This is a genomic window from Streptomyces sp. SA15 (genome assembly GCF_002291145.1).
Taxonomy (GTDB): Bacteria; Actinomycetota; Actinomycetes; order Streptomycetales; family Streptomycetaceae; genus Streptomyces.
The window spans coordinates 158,949-175,141 of sequence record NZ_NTGE01000073.1; the positions used below are offsets into that span (position 1 = coordinate 158,949).

Here is a 16,193-nt window from a genome sequence, read left to right on the forward strand (position 1 = left end):
CAGACCCGGCGAGCAGACCCGGACCACCGCACAAGCAGATCCCCGACCAGACAGGAGGACGAGATGGCCACCCGCACCCGGCGCCCCAGGCAGGCCGATAGACAGGCCCGCTCAGCCCAGCACTTGGGCGACCGGCGCCGGGCCGCGGAAGCCCAAGGACCCCTCACCGTCCTCCCGGTCGCCGTGGACCAGCTGCGTGCGGCGATCACCCGGCTCCCCGAATCACGGCGAGCCGAAGCTGCCGCCAAGGCGACGCAGCTGCTCGACCAGCTCCGCCAGTCCATCGCCGAAAGCTAACCGAACGTAATGGCTCAACGGATGGCTCAAGCCGTCCCAGGCCGAGCCCAAGGATCCCGACGCGCCTGCGCGCGCCCGCGCGCGCGAGGAAACCACTAACTCACCGTAACCTCAAGGGGGTACCCCGAAATGCCCGTCATCGACGCAGGGATCTCCGCCGCAACCGGCGGAACCTGCCTGGGAGCGGCCGGCGTGCTGTACGTCGCCGACCGGCTCCCCTGGATCAACCGGCTCGCCGCGAAGATCAAGAGCCCGCAGATTCAGGTGCTGCTCGTCCTCACCGCATCCATCGGCCTCGTCTCCACCCCGGTCGGCCAGCTCATCAACCGGGCAACCACCGCTGTCGACGGCTTCGTCGACGGCCTGGCGGGGGAGTGGACCGGCTTCGGAATCATGTTCGCTCTTGCGCTGGCCGCCCTGCTGTGGCTGATCAGCGACTTCATGAGCGGTGTGCAGACTCGCACGCTCCTGCTGGCCGCCTTCGTTCCGCCGCTGACCGTGATGATCCCTGGATCGCTGGGCGACGGCGCAGCCTCCGCGCTCGGCTTCATCGCCACCCAGGTCGGATCCCTCGTCATGTGGCTGATGGGGGGCTGACATGCTCGGCCTCATCCTGCTGCTGGCGATCGCCTACTGCTGCGCCCGCGGCCTGGAAAACGCCATCGGCGACGTGTCCGCCAAGCACAAGAAGCGGATCAAAAAGGCTTCGGCGAAGAAGGGCCGCCGCACCGGCGCCAAGCTCGCCGCCTGGGCCGCCACCGCCGTGACCGCCGCCGGACCGTTCTGTAAGGGCTTCGTCCGCGCATGGAAGCGCGAGTGGCCCAAGGCGAAAGAGCGGGCCGCCGAGAAGCTGCGCCGCCGCAACCCCGACCCCGTCGAATCCGCCGAGCCGACCCGGCAGCGCGCCGACGACGGCGCCCGCGAGCACACCGAGCCCGCCACCACGGCCCCGGCGGGGACCGACAGCCGCAAGCTCGTCCTGATCAAGAACGACGACACCCACACCACGGAAGGAAAGCCCATGGCACTCGCCACCATCCCCGAGATCACCGGCGTCAACACCCTCAAGCAGGCCGTCGCCCGATTCGCCTCCGAGGCCGGCGTCACGGCCGAAGAGGCCGGCGCCATCGCCCAGCGTGCCGCCGACCAGCTCGCCGCGATCGAGGCCGCCATCGAGCAGGCCTCCGCGCTGGAGTTCGGCGACGACGGCGGCACTCTCGAGGAGCTCTCCGCCCTGCGCGACCAGTACGCCGCGGCGCTTGCCTCCGCCCAGGCCCTGCAGAAGGCCGCCGTCGACAACGCGGCGATCGCCGCCCAGTCCTCGCAGAACATCCACTCCCGGCACGGCGGCATTCAGGAAGCCGTCGCCGCGACCGGCGGGCGCATGGCCTCCAAGCAGGCCTACACCGCCGACGCCTGACCCACCGTGCGGCCCCGGCACGGTGGCCGGGGCCGCACGGTGGCCGGGGCCCCGGCCACCGTGCCGGGGCCGCCCAATCCCCGCAGACTTCACGAACCCGCAGGAGTAGCAGCCGCCATGCCGAAGACCATCACCGTCGAAAAGACGACCGCCGACGAGCAGACCCTCCCGGCGCCGGGCAAGCGCGGCTCCTCCCGTAAGACCAGCAGTAAGGCCGCCCGGCGTGCGATGCGTGTCGCCTACCGCACCCGCCGAGGCATGGCCCCCGTCTACGCCACCGCCGCCCAGGCCATAGCAGGCAGCGTCCTCGCCGTGCCCGACGACGGATGGAAGACCGCGCTCGCCGCCACCGCGGCTGGAGCTGCCGCCACCGTCGCCTGGGGTCGCTGGGATGCCCGCCTCGGCAAGAAGCGCCTGCGTAAGCGGCTCCCCGTCCGTGCCGACTTCATCGCCGCCGCGTCCGCCGTGACCACCGGTGGCAGCCTCGTCACCGCCATGGCCGCAACCGGCGGCCTCCAGCTCGGCGACAGCCCCTACCCGGCCCTCGTCGGCGCATGGGGCATCGGGCACGGCATCTACTGGTGGCGGCGCGGAAAGCGGACAGCGGCGCCCGCGCCCGCCCTCAGCAAGCAGTTGCAGCTTTGGCAGGACAATGTGTCCTGCTCCGACGGCCCCCTGCCCGGATCCGGCCTCGCCGATGTCGTCACCACCGACTACGGCTGGACTGCCGTCATCGTCCTAGACAAGGGCACCTGGCGGAGGGCCGTCACAGCGGCGGGAGACATCGCGGGCGCCCTCGACCTGCCCGAAGAGATGATCCAGATCGAGAAGGCTATCGGGCAGTCCGCCCGCCGGGCGATCATCGCCGTCTTCGACCGCAACCCTCTCCAGGACGGCACCACCTACCCCGGCCCGCACATCCTCGACAAGACGACCGGGCAGGCCGAGGTCGGCATCTTCTACGACGGTAAGGGTGCCCGCTACGCCTTCTGGAAGCCGTCCGGTCCCGTTCACAGCGTCATCTACGGCGCCACCGACGGCGGCAAGTCCCGCTTCCTGGACATGCTGCTGTCCACCGAGCGCCACAACGGGATCGTGTCCTGGGTGTGCGACCCGCAGGGCGGCCAGTCCCTGCCCCGCTGGCGTGAGGCCGTCGACTGGTACGAAGACACCGCCCAGGGCGGCCTCGCCATGCTGTACGCCCTGCGCAACGTCATGTACGAGCGCTCCGCCCGCTACTCCCTCATGGAATGGACCGACCCCAAGGGCCGTGTCCTGCGGGGCCGGGACCACTTCGTCGTCAACGACCCCGACCCGCTGATCGTCATGACGATCGACGAAGCGCATCGGGTCCTCGCCCTCCCGGGTGCCGTCGCCCTCGTGCTGGAAATCGTCCTGATGGCCCGCAAGTGCGGCATCAAGCTCCGCCTCGTCTTCCAGGGCCCCAAGGCCAACATGTTCGGCGCCGGCCCCGAGTCCACCGACATCCGCGAGCAGCTTCAGTCCGGCAACACCGTCATGTTCCGCACCGCGTCCGCGCTCACCGACTCCATCGGCCTGCCCGGCTGGGAGGTCAACCCCAGCCAGCTGCCCATGTACTGGCCTGACGGCACCTCCACCGCTGGCCTCGGTTTCATCAAGGGCCCCGACAACCGGCAGGCCCAGTTCCGAGCCCACTTCGACCGTGACCCCGCCCACTGGGCCACCACCGGCACCACGCCCACTGTTGAGCCCTCGGCGGCGGCCGTGACTGGCAAGGCCTACGCCGAGCGCCTTGACCGCCTTGCTGCCCGCTTGCGCGGTGAGACGCCCGTGCTTCCTGACGACGCCTTCCAGGATGGGCCCACCGATCCCGCGAGGCTCACGCCGTCCAACGACCCCATCGCCCAAGCCTCGGCCGCAATCGCAGCCGAAGCCCCGGCCGGCACCGACGAGAAGGTCGCAGCGTTCCTCGCCGAGCGTGGCCGACCCGTCGGCCGTAACACCATCGCCCAAGAAACCAAGCTCACGATCAGCGCCGTCAAGAACGCCCTCACCCGCCTCAAGAGTAAGGGGCTCGCGGTCGCCGTCGACCGCGGCATCTGGGCCCACCCCGACCACGCCAAAACCCCAGCAGACGCCACCGAATACGCCGACGCCGCCTAGGCCCGGAAGGAGACCAGATCATGCCCACACAGCCTGAGCCCACCGACCGGGCAGAAGTCACCAAGCTCGCCATCGCCGTCGAGGAGGCACTGGCCGAGGCCATGCCGACTCGCTACCGCGATGAGAGCCCGCTTCCCGCCTACGGCAGCGCCCCTCCCGCCGCGCAAGACGGCATCCCCCCGATGTCCGCGCGTACCACCGAGGTCACTCGGGCGGTCATGTACTGCAGCCTCGCCACCGTGCCGCCCGGGCTCGTCGCCACCGCGATCCTCGTCGCCTCTGAGCACGCCAACCCGACCGTCATCGGCATGATCTGCGCCGCTCCCGCGGCGATCGCCGTGCCGATCCTCGCCATCGCCCGGCTCATCCGGCGTGCCGGGGAGGCCGCACCCGCCGAGATCCACCAGCACTACAGCGGGCCTGTCTACCAGCGCCACACCCACAGCAGCACCCGCGGCGTGTGGGCCAAAACCACCAACCAGCAGTAGGAGAACCCGATGGAGCGCTACCACTCCCTGTACTGGATGTACACGATCCTCGCGCCGCTCATCCTGGGCCTGATCGCCCTCGTTCTGATCGCCCTGCCCGGAGATCCCAGCACCGGCCGCATGCTCATCGGGCTGGGGGTCTACCTCGTGATCGCCATCGTCGGCGGCGCTGTCGTGACCCGGCATCTCGACCGCTGATGGGAGAACCCGTGAACGAGTGCATCCTGTGCGGTGCCCCGGGCGGCTACCCGTACTGCAACGCCGCCTGCCGCGAAGCCGACAACCCCGAAGGCGAAACACCCTCCATCAGCGCCGCCGACTTCGGACCCCTCACCGACATCACCGACCCGTGGGCGACCGACGCCCGCAACTACCTGTAGGAGAACCCCGCCATGTGCCGTACCGAACCGACGATCTACGGCATGACGCCGCGCATCGCCGATGAGATCGGCCGCGACGACGCACCCACCTGCTGTAGCGACGAAATGGGGAGGAAGGACACCAGCCGCGACCACATCGAGTACACGTGCGGCTGCTGTGGCACCGTCCTCGAAGTCGACGACCTCGGCCTCGTCTGGGACATCCGCGAGAAGGCTGCCGCCTGATCAGCCGGACACGCCAGGGCCCCGACCGTCACCGTCCTCGGTCCGGGCCTTCGTCGCGGGTACGGCCCGTGCCATCCATCGGTTGTCGGACAGCAGCCTCGGCAGCATGGCGGGTTGCAGTCCGAGCTGTTCGAGGAGCCGGAGTCCGGCCGCGCATTCCTGCTCGGTGTCCGCCTGGACTGCGACATGCATGCGCGGCGCCAGTGCCATCGGCCCGGCGTTGTCAACCCTCTGGTGCACAATTAACCCAGCGTCACCAGCAGCCCCGCCGCACCGAGGAGCCGCCGTGCACGACCAGCCCCCGCTCGCCGACTACCAGTGGCCCACCTGCGGCTGCGGCCGGCAACTCCGGCAGGACGAACTCGGGCGCGTCGCCTGCCGCCCCTGCCAGGAGCGAGCCGACCAGGCCCTCCGGCAACTCCTCGGACTCGACGGCCTGTACGCCCGCCTCGCCACCGTCCTCACGCCCGGCCGGGGCGGCGACGGGACGATCGTGTCGACCTCCCGCACCGCACCCCTCCCGCTCCGCCTCGAACCGTTGTCGCTGATGTCCCGCGGTGGCGTCGTCACCGTGCTGCAGACGTGGCTCGTCGACTGGCACGAGTTGCTGGGCTGGCGGTATCCGCGCTGGAACGGCGGTCTGCAGCAGCAGTTGGACGACGCGGTGCGGGCGCTGCGGATGAACCTTGAATGGGCGGCCAGCAACCACCCGGCGTTCTGGGAGTTCTCCGTCGAAGTCGTCGCCCTGGTCCGGCAGTGCGAGCGGCAGGTCACCGGGGAACGCAAGGAGCGGCCTATCGCCGTCGCCTGCCCCTGCGGAGCGACACTCCGCGTCACCGTCTCCACCCCCGGCGCCCGCTGCTACGGCTGCGACACCCAGTACGCGCGAACCCAGATCCTCGACCTGCCCCTCGCATCCAGGGCTGCCTGAGCCCAAAACCCTTAACCACAACTTGACAGTTCACCTGCACCGAAGTCATGATCTGCTCAACTAGCCTTCGTGCGCCTTGAGGCCCACCCCAACCGGTGGGCCTCAGTCATACCCCAGGGGGTGAACGATGCCCCTCGCCCTCATCTCAGCCCAAGACGCCGCCTGGTACACCGGCCGCCGCGTCGGAACCATCTGGCGCTGGGCATCCGAAGGACGCATCACCAGCCACAACGGCCGCTACGACGTGCGCGAACTGCCGGGCAAGACAGTTGACGAGTTCGGCGAAGTCCATCTCGGCGACCCGCCACCACTGCCGCAACGCGCACCCAAGGCCGCCTGAACGCCCTGCCGCCCGACCGGCTCCGGACGTCACAACACGGCCACACAGCCCCCATGCGGCCTCCACGCAGCGCATGATGCCCCCTCAGCTCCACCGCGTCCTTGGGGGGACCATGCGCACCCGTACAGCCCTGCCCGCCGTCCTGCTTGCCCTCGCCGCCTTCACGGCCGGCTGTTCCGGCGGCGACGACGGCGCCTTCGCCGACGAACCAGCCTGCAAGAAGGCCCTCGCCACGCAGCTCGAAGACGCCATCGCTAAGGGCGACGACGCACCCGAAGGCAAGCAGCCCATCACTTGCGTCGGGATCAGCACCAAGAAACTGGAGCAGATCACCGGCGAGCTCATGACCGAGCAGCTCGGCAAGAGCATCGAGAGCGCCCTACCCAGCCCCACCGAGGCCACCGAGCCCGCCGGGCTCACAGACGAATGCCGGGCCTGGATCGAGAGCGAACTCCTCGACGCCTCCGAAAGCATCGACGCCACCCCCGGCTACAACGCCTGCGGCCACATGTCCGACGCCGAACTCGACGCCGCCATCGACACCGTCACCGACGAGCTGATCGACCAGGGCGCTACCCCCGCATCCTGACCGCAGTACAGGAGGTGGCGCCCGTGGTCGGCAACCCGCGCAACGGGCGCCCCTACCGCCGCCTCTGCGAGCAGCAGCGCGCCCTTGGCCTCCCCTGCTGGTGGTGCGGCGAACCCATCCGCTACGACATCACCGGCCCCCTCGCAGGCCGTCACCGCGACGCCTTCACCCTCGACCACGCCGTCCCCCTCTCACGCGGCGGCAACCTCCTCAACCCGGCCAACGCCCGCAGCGCGCACCGCCGCTGCAACAGCGCCCGCGGCAACCGCACCGACGCCAAGCGCCAGCCAGTCCGCGCCTCACGGAAGTGGTGACCATGGCCGTGCCCGCCCGCGCCGTTCCGTTCATCCTGCGCCTGGCCGACGGCCGCACATGGGGAGGCGCTGAGTTCCCCGGCGGCTTCCTCTGCCTGCACCACCCTGATGAACTGAACGTGTGCACGATCGCCGTGTCGCTCGGCGCCCTGCTTGTCGATCAGCAGCCCGGTGACCCGCTGCACGGCGCCGAGGTGATCGAACGAGAGTGGTGGTGACCATGGCATCAGGCGACACCACGGGAACGGCTCAGTGCCCCGAGTGCCACGAGTCCGTGGAGTTCCCTGTGCGTGCCCGACACCGCAGCAGGACCGAGGTTGAGGTCTCCGTGGATCTCGACCCCGTGCGCGAGCACGTTGCCAGCCACGCGGCGCGCTACGTGACGGAGCTGCCCCCGACGGCGAGGTGACGCACCGTGCTGTACGTCGTCACCGGCCCGCCGGCCGCAGGCAAGTCCAGCTGGATCGATGCGCGCGCCCGGCCCTCGGACATCGTCATCGACCTGGACCGCATCACCCAGGCCCTGATGGGCCCCGGCGCCCCCGCCTGGTCCCAGCACCCCATCGCCATGAAGGTCGCTCACCGCGCCCGGTACGCCGCCATCGACGAGGCCGTGAAGCACCTCGACGAGGTCGACGTGTACCTGATCCACACCATGCCCAGCGCCAAGTGGCTGGCCCGCTACCGGAGTCACGGTGCCGAGGTGGTGGCGGTGGACCCGGGCAAGGACATCGTGATGCAGCGGGTCAGGGACATGCGCGCGCCAGGACTACAGGCTGTGGCGACGCGCTGGTACGCACGGCAGGCCAAGCAGCGCAGCGAACACCGAGTCACACGGCAGGCGTCGCGAAGCTGGTGACCGACTCGCCCAGGGCGACGCCGGCCATGTGCCCTTGCGACGCCGCCGCACCGTCTCCCCCGGCAGAGCAGCCAGAGGGAGTGCATACGGTGACTGGCCAGGGCTCGGCCGGGGGACGGGCCCGGTCGGCGGGCGATCGGACCGCGTGGGAGGGGGGCCCGAGTCCATCGTGAAATTCGGAGGACCGGGCGACCCAAACGCCCTTCTCGCCCGATTTTTTGCGCGGCGATTTTGAAAGATCAATTCGCGTGAACCCGGTTCTACTGTTTTAGCGGCCGTCACTCAGCGTGATGTGACGTTCCGTCACCGTCGGGGGTGATCATGGACGTCGCTGACAAGATCGCCGCCGAACTTGAAGATCTCCACGCCGATGAGACATCGCCCGGCATGGCGGCCGTCGCCCGCGATCTCGCTCAGGCGATCGACGACTCTGACGCCCCCACCGCCAAGGCCGTCGTCGCCGACAAGCTCCGCTCGATCATGGCCGACCTGCGCAAGCTGGCGCCCGTTGAGGTGAAGGGGGATGCCGTCGATGACGTTGGTCGCAAGCGAGCAGAGCGTCGAGCCGCCCTCCAGCAGCAGACAGCCGGTGAGTGACGGCACCGTCTACGGCAATCAGCGGCCCCGCATCTTCACGGTGCCCGGCCTCGCCCTGTCGAGCGCGGGCGAGGAGGCCGTCGAGTTGGCGGCCCGCGCGGGGCTGAGGCTGGATCCGTGGCAGCAGTTCGTTCTCGACCAGGGGATGGGGGAGCGAGCCGACGGCAACTGGGCGGCCCCCGAGGTGGCGGTGAACGTCCCACGCCAGAACGGCAAGGGCGGCATCATCGAGGCCCGCGAGTTGTGGGGCCTGTTCGTCGGCGGCGAGCAGCTGATCCTGCACTCGGCGCACGAGTTCAAGACGGCGAAGAACGCGTTCAAGCGCATCGAACGCCTCATCCGGTCCTGCCCTGATCTGCATAAACGGGTCAAGCGGTATTGGCAGACTGTCGGCGAGGAAGGCATCGAGCTGCACAACGGGCAGCTACTCCGTTTCATCGCCAGGAGCGGTGGCTCGGGCCGCGGCTTCACGGCGGACTGCATCATCCTCGACGAGGACATGATCCTCGGCGATGACGCGATGGGGGCGCTGGCGCCGACGCTGGCCGCAGTGGCCAACCCGCAAACCTGGTACCTGGGCAGCGCAGGGATCGGCCACCAGTCCGTGCAGCTTGGCCGGCTGCGGCGGCGCACGCTTGAGGCACTGGAGGCGGGCATACCGGATCCGACGCTCGCCTACTTTGAGTGGTCGATCAACGAGCATCGTGACGAGTGCCCGCGTGACTGCACGGAGCACGACGATGTGGCCGCGGCGGAGTCGGTATTGAAATCGAACCCTGCGGTCGGGTACCGGCTGACGTTGGAGAAGTGCAAGAACGAGCGCCTGACCCTAGGGGATGCGCTGTTCGCTCGTGAGCGGCTGGGTGCGGGCACGTATCCGTCGGATGGTTCGGACACGTGGCAGGTGATCGGTGAGGACGCCTGGCGGGCCCTGGCTGACGGCGACAGCCAGCCGGCCGATCCGGTGTGCTTCGCGATCGATGTGACGCCGGACCGGTCGCATGCCTCGATTTGCGTGGCCGCCGCGAACGGATCGGCCGTGCACGTTGAGGTCGTCGACAACCGGCCTGGGACGGGCTGGGTGGTGGAGCGGGCGAAGGATCTGCACGAGCGCTGGTCTCCCCGCTGCTGGGTGGTGGATGCGGGCAGCCCGGCAGGGTCGCTCATCGACAATCTGGAGGCCGCGCTCGGGGTTGAGGTGGTGAAGCCGAAGGTTCGCGAGATCGCGCAGGCTACGGGCCAGTTCTACGACGCGGTAGCGGCTGGCGAGATCGTTCACCTGGACCAGGCACCGCTTGCGACGGCGCTGGCGGGCGCGCGGAAGCGAGATCTGGGTGAGGCGTGGGCGTGGGCCCGCCGCGGTGAGGGCGTGGATATCAGCCCGCTGGTGGCGGTGACGCTGGCCCGCTGGGGTCTGTCGGTCGAGTTGCAGGAGTCGGAGAGTCCGGCGGCGCCACTTGTGGCCTGGGGCTAGGGAGGGTTGCGGTGGCTGTTCTTGAGCGGGTGCCGGTGGCGCGGATTTCGGCGGATGCGCGGGAGATCCGGTTCGGTCCGGTGGTGTTGACGCTGCTGGCCGGGGCGCTGTTCGGGCTGGGCTGGGTGGCGGCGAAGGTGTGCACGGTGGCGTGGGCGGTGCTGACGTGGACGTTCGCTGCGGTGCGAATCGGCTGGCAAGAGGGCATGGCCCGGCGTCCAGCGGGTGAGGAGCCGGTGCGGTGAGCGAATTCCTGGACGCCGAAGACTTCGACCGGCTCGGCGCGGTGAAGCGCGTAGGGGCCTTCGTGCCCATCACGGCGCAGCAGCTGCTTGACGCTGGGCTGCCGTTGCCCGAGGGCATGGAGCCGCCCCCGACCCCTCCGCGACCTTCGCTGTACCGGCGTTGGCGCTGGGGCTTCCTGGACGCTGTCCGCCGTATGCGTGAGCGCGTCGGTTTCTGGATCGCCGGTTACGAGCCCGACGACGGCGATTGGTAGGCGAACGCGATGGCGAAGCTGCTGGAGAAGATCGCCGCCGCTCGGGCTCCGGCGCGTGGCCAGAAGGCGTTCTCGCAGCCGTTGGTCTGGTCGTTGGACAATCTGCGTTCGGCTCTGCTGCCGTCGGTGCTGCCGGACCGTGAGCGGATTGAGAACGAATTCGAGGGCTACGTCGAGGGAGCCTACAAGCGCAACGGCCCGGTGTTCGCGTGCATGCTGGCCCGCCAGATGGTGTTCTCCGAAGCCCGGCTGACGTGGAGGCAGGTCAGGAACGGCCGCCCGGGGGACCTGTTCGGGACGCAGGATCTTGCGCTGCTGGAGCAGCCGTGGCCGGGCGGCACGACGGGAGAACTCCTCGTCCGCATGGTGCAGGACGCGGATCTGGCGGGGAACTTCTACGCTACGACCGCCGACGATGAGGGCCGGTTCGGGAAGCAGGCGACGGGTCCTGGGCGGCGTGTGGTGCGTATGCGCCCGGATTGGGTGACACTCGTCCTGGCCTCGCATTCAGGCGATCCTTACGCGCTGGATACGAAGGTTGTCGGCTACCTCTACGAGCCGAGGCCGCTGTCGATGGCTGGCGCCGGCCCGCCGACGGGGGCCAGTAGTGCGGTGCTGCTGCTGCCGGATGAGGTGGCGCACTTCTCGCCGATCCCTGACCCGGCTGCCCGATTCCGTGGGATGTCGTGGTTGACGCCGGTCCTGCGGGAGATCCAGTCGGACAACTCGGCGACGTCGCACAAGGATGCGGTGTTCCGGAATGCGGCGACGCCGTCGATGGTGGTGAAGTTCGCGCGGGAGACGACACCGGAGCTGTTCGACCAGTTCGTCACCCGGTTCAAGGCCTCCCATCAGGGCGTGGACAACGCTTTCAAGACCTTGTTCTTGGGGGGCGGGGCGGACGTCACACCGCTGACGTTCGACTTCCGGCAGTTGGAGTTTTCGCAGACGCAGGGCAAGGGCGAGTCCCGGATTGCCTCGGCAGCCGGTGTGCCGCCGTCGTGGGTGGGCTTCTCTGAGGGCTTGCAGGGCAGCGCGCTGAACGCGGGCAACTTCGGTGCGGCCAGGCGCCGTTTCGCGGACGGCACGATCCGCCCATTGTGGAGGCAGGCCTCTGCGGCGCTGCAGGTGCTCGTGCCGGCGCCGACGGGGGCGCAGCTCTGGTACGACGGCCGCGACATCGCGTTCCTGCGTGAGGACCGCAAGGACGCGGCGGAGATCCAGCGGGAGCAGGCCTCTACGATCCGGCAGCTCACCGATGCGGGCTACACCCCGGCGAGCGTTGTCGCCGCTGTGCAGGCGGAGGACTGGAGCCTCCTTGCTCATACCGGTCTTTACAGCGTGCAGCTCCAGCGGCCCGGCGTTGACCAGTTCGGAAGACCTACCGCTTCAGGCGGTTCACCAGATGACTCGGATGACGCCGAGGAGGGGCAGTGATGGACACCAAGACCCTGCGCGGGGTCGAGATCAAGGACGAATCGAAGGGGGAGGTTACCGCAGTGTTCGCGACGCTCGGCGTCCGCGACCACGACGGGGACTTCACCCGCGATGGTGCCTTCACTGACGGGGCCCCTGTGCGGATCAGCGCCTACGGTCACAAGTCGTGGGACGGCCTGCTTCCGGTTGGCAAGGGAGTCATCCGGATCAAGGGCAAGAAGGCCATCCTTGAGGGCCAGTTCTTCATGAACACCACCCATGGTCGTGACACGTTCGAGACCGTCAGGGAGCTGTCGGAGGCCGGGCTCCAGGAGTGGTCATACGGCTTCGACATCAACGAGTTCAGCTTCGGCGAGGAGAAGGGGCAGCAGGTCCGCTACCTGGACCGTGTCACGGTGCACGAAGTCTCGCCGGTGCTGCTCGGTGCCGGGATCGGTACGCGCACGCTGTCGGCGAAGGGCCGCGACCTGGCGGATGCCGGATACACGCCTGAGTCGGTCAAGGCTGCCGTGCAGGCCCAGGACTGGAACCTTCTGGAGTCGGCGACGCCCGGAACGGCGCCAGCGCCCGCGGTGAAGCGGGGCATTCCGCGCCATGAGGCCGAGGTGGTTTCCCGGGCGTGGGATGCGCCCGGCATGGTTGCCGCACTGCCCGAGGACGCCCGCCCGTCCCAACTGCGATCGGTGTTCGCATGGATCGACCCGGACGGCGATCCGGAAGTGAAGTCGTCCTACAAGTTTCCGCACCACCACGGCGTGGGTGGCCCGGCTAACGCTCGGGCATGCCTGGCCGGCATTGCGGCTCTGAACGGGGCGCGCGGTGGCGCGGACATTCCCGAGGCGGACCGTAAGGCCGTCTACAACCACCTGGCGGCGCACCTGCGTGACGCCGACCGGGAACCCCCGGCGCTGCGGGACCGCAGCGCCGGGCTTGCGAAAGGCCAGACCCTCAACGAGGAACTGGTCGAAGCCCTCACCTATGTGTCGGGGGCGATCGAAAGCGCGTCCAGGGTGGCCGCCCTGCGTGCAGAGAAGGGCAAGACGCTCTCCCGAGGCAACACCGAAGTCCTGGACTGGATCGGTGACGACCTCAAGCGCCTGAACGCCCTGCTTACCACCCCACCTGCGGGCACGGTCAGTGACGAGGAACTCGCTTCTGTCTTCCTGGCCGGACTCGCTCGTCTGCACGAAGGAGCAGAACGATGACGGCGACACTGGACGCCGAAAGGATCGTCGAGTTTCCCGCGCTGGTCGAGGCGAAGAAGGGCCTCGACGCGAAGCGGGACGAACTTGCGAAGATCTTCGACGAGGCCGGGCCCGACTACGACATGACCCGGGTGAAGTCCATCGCGGGCGACACCCACGCCAAGGTCGACCACATCCGCACCCTCAACGCGGAGATCGACCAGCGTAAGAGCAAAGTCGACGAACTTCTGGTCGTCGCCCGCGCCGCTGCGGTCGCCAAGCGCGGGGAGGGGGGTGAGCCGGGCTCGGAGCCGAACGACCGCAAGGGCACCGGGAAGTCCGCGGAGAAGAAGGCGGGCGGGGAGTCCTTCGGGCGCCTGTTCGTCGAGTCGCCTGCATTCAAGCAGTTTGCGCGCGGGGCGGGCGGCGGCCCGCAGGCGAGCATCGACATCGAGCTCAAGAGCCTGTTCTCCACCGGCTCATGGGATCCCGAGACGACCCGCACGGGCCGGATCGAGATGTTCCCGACCCGGCCGGCGCCGCGCGTCGCGGACCTGGTCCCGCAGACCACCACCATGCAGGCCGCGGTGGTCTACATGGAGGAGACGACGTTCACGAACACGGCGGCGGAGACCGCCGAGGGGGACCAGTTCCCTGAGGCGGCCCTCGGCCTGGAGGAGAAGTCCGTCCAGGTTCGGAAGATCCCGGTGTTTCTGCCGGTGACGGACGAGACGTTCGAGGATGAGCCGCGGGCGGAGTCCTACGTGCAGAACCGTCTGCCGTTCATGATCCGGCAGCGGCTCGATCTGCAGATCCTGCGCGGTTCCGGCACTGCGCCGAATCTACTCGGCACGGAGAACGTGTCGGGCATCCTGTCACAGGCGAAGGGTGCCGATCCGGTGCCGGATGCCCTGTACAAGGGCATGCGCCGCATCCGAGACACCGGCTTCGCGGAGCCGAGCGTCGTGTTCATCACCCCGGAGAAGTGGGAGCCGGTGCGGCTGCTGCGCACCGCCGACGGCATCTACATCTGGGGCCACCCCAGCACGCCGGGCCCGGCCACTATCTGGGGCGTGCCTGTCGTGGAGACCACCGCAGCGCCGTCGACGAAGGCGCTGCTGGGCGACTACACCAACTTCTCCGAGCTGGCTGTCCGGCGCGGCATCGACGTGCAGGTCAGCAACTCGCACGGCGACTTCTTCGTCCGCGGCAAGCTCGCCGTGCGCGCTGACATCCGTTGTGCCGTCATCCACTACCGCCCGTCCGCGTTCTGCGAGGTCACCGGTCTGTGACCGCCGTGAGGGGGGAGCGCCCAGCTCTCCCCTCCTGCATCCAAGGAGGAAGTAATGCCCTACACGGGTGGATACCCGCGCGCCACGGACCTGAAGGCGGTGCGCGGCCGGTACGACTTCGCGGTGGACGGTGGTGCGGCCGGTGACATCGACCTCACCAGCAGCGCCCAGCTCCCCAACAAGGCGGTCATCCTCGGCGGCTTCGTCGAGGTGGACACGGCCGTGACGTCGGGCGGCGCGGCAACGGTGGCGGTCAAGGTGGAGGGCGCTGGGGACATCGTCGCCGCCGCCGCAGTCTCCGGCGCACCATGGTCGACGACCGGTCGCAAGAGCGTGGTTCCCGTCTTCACCGGTGCGACCACGGTCAAGACGACGGCCGCACGGAAGATCCAAGCGACCGTAGCGACGGCGGCGCTGACGGCGGGCGCCTTCGACGTCGTCCTGTTCTACGTCGAGCTGCCCGACTAAGGAGGCCGGTATGGCGATCATTGAGGGAGCCATCCCGCGTGACGCGTTCACTCAGGCGGTCGTGGCTGGTGCTGCGGCCGGGAACGTTACGGTCACCGGCGTCAAGACGCGGGATCAGTTGGTGAGCGTGCTGCGCGCAGTCGGCGGTGGCGTGGATGTCACCGATGTCACCGACCTGACCGCTGAGTTCACGATCTCTGCGGCGAACACGGTCAACAACACGGGTGGTACGGCGACGACCGGCAGCAAGCTGATCGTCACGTACCTGTCGACGGGGTGATGGCGGTGGCAGACACTGGCGGCCCTGTGGTGGCCGACCGTCGGCTGTATCTCACCCGGGATGCGACGCGTGTGGTGCCGGAAGGGGATCCGGATGCTTGGCGGCTGTTCTGCACGCCAGGGATGAGGATTCCCCGTGACCAGGCGGCCCGTTATGGCCTGCTCGACGAGCCGAAGGTGGAGCCTGAGGCGGAGCAGGCCGAGGAAGCGGAGCTGGCCGAGAATGAGCCTGAGGCGGAGCCGAAGCAGCGGACGCCGCGTTCCAACAAGGCCCGACGGCCTGCCGCAGACAAGGGCGGCGCCAACTCCTGAGTGGAGGCGCTGATGCCCGCATTCGGGATGCTGACGGACGATTTCAACGACGGTGTGCTCGACCCCGTGAAGTGGTCGCAGTCCTACGGGGATCCGTCGGAGGCTGGCGGCCGGGCCAGGGTGCCGTGTACGACCGGGTATGCGGGATGCCGGTCGGCGAGCAGCTACTCCCTGGCCTGGTCGCAGATCGCCCTGAAAGTGTTCCCGCCTGCGGCGGGTGGGGGTGCGACGTCGGCGGCTATGTCGGTGCTGGTGCTGTCCGATGTGGGCGGCACCGACGCCGGCTTCATTGTCGATCCGGCACAGGCCGCCATTGGGTTGTATCTGCGGGTCGGGTACGCGGACGGGGCTGCCGTGTTTCTCACCTACAGCGCCATCGACCACGCCTGGCTGCGGTTGCGTGAGGACGCCGGGACGATGCGCTGGGAGACCAGCGTGGACGGTCTCACGTGGACGGTGCGCCGTACCGCGGCCTCGCCAGCGTGGGTGTCGCAGTCCAACCTGTCGTTCCTGGTGGAAGCGCACCGTGACGCGGGTCCCTCTGACTTCGCCGAGTTCGACCAGTTCAACATCGTGCGCCCGGCGCGGATCGGCGCCCCGTCGCGAACGGGTGCCGGCCTGTCGCCACTGGCCCGGACCACATCGACGCTGAGCGGAGGGTGA

At 69.1% G+C, this 16,193-nt stretch carries 26 protein-coding genes; 25 read left to right on the plus strand and 1 reads right to left on the minus strand.

The genetic code is table 11. The features are described 5' to 3' along the window. Positions 1-63 precede the first annotated feature (63 nt). The 8 genes from CLM62_RS12730 (at position 64) to CLM62_RS12760 (ending at position 4,955) form a co-directional block, all read left to right on the plus strand. Positions 64-297 carry a hypothetical protein gene (locus CLM62_RS12730; protein WP_095749939.1) on the plus strand — a complete coding sequence of 78 codons (234 nt, stop codon included), beginning with the start codon at positions 64-66 and terminating at the stop codon, positions 295-297. Between the two features lie 129 nt (positions 298-426). Beyond that, positions 427-894 carry a hypothetical protein gene (locus CLM62_RS12735; protein ID WP_095749940.1) on the plus strand — a complete coding sequence of 156 codons (468 nt, stop codon included), beginning with the start codon at positions 427-429 and terminating at the stop codon, positions 892-894. A gap of 1 nt (position 895) precedes the next feature. Further along, positions 896-1,717 (plus strand): hypothetical protein, encoded by an 822-nt coding sequence (locus tag CLM62_RS12740; RefSeq protein ID WP_095749941.1) that lies wholly within the window; start codon positions 896-898, stop codon positions 1,715-1,717. Positions 1,718-1,834: 117 nt separating this feature from the next. Further along, the gene (locus CLM62_RS12745; protein WP_095749942.1) at positions 1,835-3,862 is read left to right on the plus strand and encodes a hypothetical protein; all 2,028 of its coding nucleotides are present in this window, start codon (positions 1,835-1,837) and stop codon (positions 3,860-3,862) included. Positions 3,863-3,882: 20 nt separating this feature from the next. Beyond that, on the plus strand, positions 3,883-4,350 hold the full coding sequence (locus tag CLM62_RS12750) for a hypothetical protein (RefSeq protein WP_095749943.1): 468 nt from the start codon (positions 3,883-3,885) through the stop codon (positions 4,348-4,350). 9 nt (positions 4,351-4,359) lie between these two features. Further along, positions 4,360-4,548, plus strand: a complete 189-nt coding sequence (locus tag CLM62_RS12755; protein ID WP_095749944.1) for a hypothetical protein — start codon at positions 4,360-4,362, stop codon at positions 4,546-4,548. Between the two features lie 11 nt (positions 4,549-4,559). Then, on the plus strand, positions 4,560-4,730 hold the full coding sequence (locus CLM62_RS50005; protein WP_179382072.1) for a hypothetical protein: 171 nt from the start codon (positions 4,560-4,562) through the stop codon (positions 4,728-4,730). 12 nt (positions 4,731-4,742) lie between these two features. After that, on the plus strand, positions 4,743-4,955 hold the full coding sequence (locus CLM62_RS12760) for a hypothetical protein (RefSeq protein ID WP_095749945.1): 213 nt from the start codon (positions 4,743-4,745) through the stop codon (positions 4,953-4,955). Here CLM62_RS12760 and CLM62_RS12765 read toward each other — a convergent pair whose 3' ends face one another. Continuing rightward, positions 4,956-5,147: a hypothetical protein gene (locus tag CLM62_RS12765; protein ID WP_143659042.1), complete on the minus strand. Its 192-nt coding sequence runs from the start codon at positions 5,145-5,147 to the stop codon at positions 4,956-4,958. It lies immediately after the preceding gene. A 94-nt stretch (positions 5,148-5,241) separates the two neighbouring features. On the opposite strand from CLM62_RS12765, the gene CLM62_RS12770 reads away from it, so the two are divergent. From CLM62_RS12770 to CLM62_RS12855, 17 genes are all read left to right on the plus strand, one after another. Then, positions 5,242-5,886: a hypothetical protein gene (locus CLM62_RS12770; RefSeq protein ID WP_095749947.1), complete on the plus strand. Its 645-nt coding sequence runs from the start codon at positions 5,242-5,244 to the stop codon at positions 5,884-5,886. A 127-nt stretch (positions 5,887-6,013) separates the two neighbouring features. After that, positions 6,014-6,226, plus strand: a complete 213-nt coding sequence (locus CLM62_RS12775; RefSeq protein ID WP_095749948.1) for a DNA-binding protein — start codon at positions 6,014-6,016, stop codon at positions 6,224-6,226. Between the two features lie 112 nt (positions 6,227-6,338). After that, complete coding sequence (locus tag CLM62_RS12780) at positions 6,339-6,815, plus strand: hypothetical protein (protein ID WP_095749949.1); 477 nt, start codon at positions 6,339-6,341, stop codon at positions 6,813-6,815. A gap of 23 nt (positions 6,816-6,838) precedes the next feature. Then, positions 6,839-7,129, plus strand: coding sequence for an HNH endonuclease (locus CLM62_RS12785; protein ID WP_095749950.1), 291 nt, complete (start codon positions 6,839-6,841; stop codon positions 7,127-7,129). Between the two features lie 2 nt (positions 7,130-7,131). Beyond that, positions 7,132-7,347, plus strand: a complete 216-nt coding sequence (locus CLM62_RS12790; protein WP_095749951.1) for a hypothetical protein — start codon at positions 7,132-7,134, stop codon at positions 7,345-7,347. 197 nt (positions 7,348-7,544) lie between these two features. Beyond that, positions 7,545-7,988 (plus strand): hypothetical protein, encoded by a 444-nt coding sequence (locus CLM62_RS12800; RefSeq protein WP_095749953.1) that lies wholly within the window; start codon positions 7,545-7,547, stop codon positions 7,986-7,988. Between the two features lie 321 nt (positions 7,989-8,309). Further along, positions 8,310-8,585, plus strand: a complete 276-nt coding sequence (locus CLM62_RS12805; RefSeq protein ID WP_257003819.1) for a hypothetical protein — start codon at positions 8,310-8,312, stop codon at positions 8,583-8,585. Continuing rightward, positions 8,578-10,059 (plus strand): terminase, encoded by a 1,482-nt coding sequence (locus CLM62_RS12810; RefSeq protein ID WP_095749955.1) that lies wholly within the window; start codon positions 8,578-8,580, stop codon positions 10,057-10,059. Before CLM62_RS12805 ends, CLM62_RS12810 begins: the two co-directional genes overlap by 8 nt. A gap of 11 nt (positions 10,060-10,070) precedes the next feature. Then, positions 10,071-10,304, plus strand: a complete 234-nt coding sequence (locus tag CLM62_RS12815) for a hypothetical protein (protein ID WP_095749956.1) — start codon at positions 10,071-10,073, stop codon at positions 10,302-10,304. After that, a complete protein-coding gene (locus tag CLM62_RS12820; RefSeq protein WP_095749957.1) occupies positions 10,301-10,558 on the plus strand; it encodes a hypothetical protein in 258 nt (85 codons plus the stop codon). Before CLM62_RS12815 ends, CLM62_RS12820 begins: the two co-directional genes overlap by 4 nt. A gap of 9 nt (positions 10,559-10,567) precedes the next feature. Continuing rightward, complete coding sequence (locus tag CLM62_RS12825; protein ID WP_095749958.1) at positions 10,568-11,995, plus strand: phage portal protein; 1,428 nt, start codon at positions 10,568-10,570, stop codon at positions 11,993-11,995. After that, on the plus strand, positions 11,995-13,200 hold the full coding sequence (locus CLM62_RS12830) for an HK97 family phage prohead protease (protein WP_095749959.1): 1,206 nt from the start codon (positions 11,995-11,997) through the stop codon (positions 13,198-13,200). The genes CLM62_RS12825 and CLM62_RS12830 overlap by 1 nt, the downstream gene beginning before the upstream one ends. Then, positions 13,197-14,471 (plus strand): phage major capsid protein, encoded by a 1,275-nt coding sequence (locus CLM62_RS12835; protein ID WP_095749960.1) that lies wholly within the window; start codon positions 13,197-13,199, stop codon positions 14,469-14,471. The genes CLM62_RS12830 and CLM62_RS12835 overlap by 4 nt, the downstream gene beginning before the upstream one ends. A gap of 54 nt (positions 14,472-14,525) precedes the next feature. Then, the gene (locus tag CLM62_RS12840) at positions 14,526-14,939 is read left to right on the plus strand and encodes a hypothetical protein (protein WP_095749961.1); all 414 of its coding nucleotides are present in this window, start codon (positions 14,526-14,528) and stop codon (positions 14,937-14,939) included. Positions 14,940-14,949: 10 nt separating this feature from the next. Further along, entirely contained in the window at positions 14,950-15,219 is a 270-nt protein-coding gene (locus tag CLM62_RS12845) for a hypothetical protein (RefSeq protein WP_095749962.1), read from the plus strand. Beyond that, a complete protein-coding gene (locus tag CLM62_RS49310; protein WP_143659044.1) occupies positions 15,219-15,530 on the plus strand; it encodes a hypothetical protein in 312 nt (103 codons plus the stop codon). Before CLM62_RS12845 ends, CLM62_RS49310 begins: the two co-directional genes overlap by 1 nt. After that, on the plus strand, positions 15,531-16,193 hold the full coding sequence (locus CLM62_RS12855; protein ID WP_143659045.1) for a hypothetical protein: 663 nt from the start codon (positions 15,531-15,533) through the stop codon (positions 16,191-16,193).